Raw genomic sequence first — 1735 nt, forward strand, 5'->3', positions numbered from 1 at the left:
ATTTGTCGCAAATTTAGTAGATTTTTGCGACAAAGTTGATTTATATTTGTTAGCCCATTTTCTCCAAATTCTCCGTACATAGCGACCAAATTTTATCCAATACAGTTTACTGCAATTTTGGTAAATTCAGGTCAAGCTTTAGCCAAAACGTCTTCCATTTTCCAAATGGTTAATTGTAATTTTTTATTTTCCCCCTTTATAAAAAAAATCCAAAGCCCACATTTCCTGAATAATTCAAATTCTTCCTTTCGCTTGGCAATAGGAAAGTCTATCAAGAAAGTAATCGATCTTTGCATTCCTGAGCTGTGCCGCCTCTGATGTCTTACCGATCTCTTCCAGATATTCGAACCTGAATTGAATTACCTCAATAATATTTTCCTTCACTTCATCAAATGTCTCACCTGCGGTTTATATGCCTTCAAACTCCGGTGAATAAGGCCTAAGGCCAGATTCGGTTTTTCTAATACAACTTCAGCCCATAAACAAATGAATTGGAGGCTGCTTTTGTCTTGTTTTTACTCATCTCTTATGCAATCTTTTTGTACTATGTACTATAATTTAAATTCAAGAGAGAAAGGTAAACTACTTAAATCCTGCATCCTTGAGGATGGATTGTTCTGTGGCTAATCCTACAAAGTCGCCAAAGTAATATTATCCACATACTGACCATATGTTTTTTTGTAAAGGACCTTGTTTTCAATGGATTTGATTACCTCCTGCCCAAAATCAATTTCGTACATGGTTGAGATCATATTCAAAGCTCCGGGACTGAACACATTTATCTCCATGAGCTTATCTCCCACGATATCTACTCCGACAAGAAACATTCCGTCCTGCACAAGCTTTGGCTTCAGGATCTGGACAAGATCCAGCATTTCCTGATCTACATCGGCTTTGACTCCCTTCCCACCAGCGTGTATATTGCTTCGGATATCCCCTTCCTTATTCACCCTTTTCATGGCAGCATATTTTCCCTTGACCTGAAGCGGCAGGCCATTCATGATAAAGAACCTGGTGTCTCCATCTGTGGCTTTTGGCAAATATTCCTGGGCAATGATAAACCCATCTGTGGATATGGCCTCAATAATTTGGTTAAGGTTCCCCTTTGAATTTTTATCGACTATAAATACATTTTTTCCTCCTGAACCCTGAAGTGGTTTCAGGATGATCTTCTGTTTTTGATCCTCAAAAAACTCCTCTATTTCTTTTTGGTCACGGGTGATGATGGTTTTGGGCCGAAGGATCTCAGGGAAATGTTGGAAATACATCTTGTTGATGGCATTGGAAAGACTTGCAGGGTGATTCAGCACGATTACCCCAGCCCGCATCGCTATCTGTCCAAAGATGTAAGGGGCATTTTGGGCCCAGTTCCGGCTATTGATGTCTTCTGAAGGATCATTGCGCAAAAAGAGGACATCAAGATCACTTGAACTTATACTGGTAGGCTTGGAATTCGAAATGGCCTTAAAATATGTTTCTTTTGATTTAAAAATTTGATCACCCACGGTTTTTGCCTGGGCAATCATGTGTCCATCAGAAGAATAGCCGAGGTCGCCAACTCCCAATATATAAACTTTATGCCCTCTTTTGTGTGCAGTCAACGCCAGATAGATTGTAGTAAAATTCGCTTTTTCTGTTTTGATGTCATTGATAATAAATGCTATTTTCATGTGCTTTTGGTTTTAGTGTTAGTTGACAAGATCCTTTAACTGTATTCCATTTTTTATTCTTCTAA

The 1735-nt window shown here is 38.8% G+C and carries 1 protein-coding gene; it reads right to left on the reverse strand.

What is annotated here, in order from left to right; all coding sequences use genetic code 11:
• Window positions 1-629: 629 nt before the first annotated feature.
• Window positions 630-1670 carry a glutathione synthetase gene (locus ACEW8O_RS04355; RefSeq protein ID WP_373493401.1) on the reverse strand — a complete coding sequence of 347 codons (1041 nt, stop codon included), beginning with the start codon at window positions 1668-1670 and terminating at the stop codon, window positions 630-632.
• Window positions 1671-1735 lie beyond the last annotated feature (65 nt).

Source organism: Aquiflexum sp. (assembly GCF_041749095.1).
Classification (GTDB): Bacteria; Bacteroidota; Bacteroidia; order Cytophagales; family Cyclobacteriaceae; genus Aquiflexum.